Annotated in this window: 1 protein-coding gene; it reads right to left on the reverse strand. The window is 32.5% G+C overall.

Translation table 11 applies throughout. The annotated features are described in order from the left end of the window. Positions 1 to 679, reverse strand: a 679-nt coding sequence (locus tag GNF10_RS37260; RefSeq protein WP_221644719.1) for a hypothetical protein, incomplete at both ends; no start/stop codon positions are given.

Below are 679 nucleotides of genomic sequence, written 5' to 3' on the forward strand. Positions count from 1 at the left end.
CTTTTATTCTGTATATTTGTTTTCCTAGAGTTTCTCTATCTATATAATCATTAAAAACTAAATTTATGGGGTCTTGCAAGTAAGGTTGTATTTTATTGAGAAAATCTTTTGGAACGGGAATTTTTAGGTCTGCTTTGATTTTATCTAAAATATCTGCTTCTACAATTTTTATTTGCTCACCAGCTAAAGTCCCCATTCTAGTTTTAGTTAAAATCTGACTAACTTTATCTAAAACGCTGACTTCAACAACATACCCATTTACCAAAATCCGGCACTGGACTACACCGTATCTTCTTACATATTCCTTGCGTGGCGCTTCCCAAAGGTTAGAATAAGCTTTTCTAGTCCCAAATACATAACCTAATATACCACTATATATTTCTATATCTTGTTCGGCGAACTCTCTTAGCTTTTCCCAATCAAGCACAAGATGAATAATTTGTAGTCCTACTAATTTATTTTTTAACCACCAGTCAGTTTTGATGGCATTTTTATTTATCTGTCTGGGTGGCTCTATACCTAAAACTACTAATAAATCTGGTAATTTGAGTATTGTTTCTCTTAACAGATTTTCAGCAGGTAAAACCTTTCTTTTCTTTACTGGACTGCTATTAAGATGCGGTCTGTACTGTGCTATTAATTTTTTTTCTTCTTCATCTAGGTTGATTTCGCTTAATTT

It is taken from the genome of Nostoc sp. UCD121 (assembly GCF_014222285.1).
GTDB lineage: Bacteria > Cyanobacteriota > Cyanobacteriia > Cyanobacteriales > Nostocaceae > Nostoc.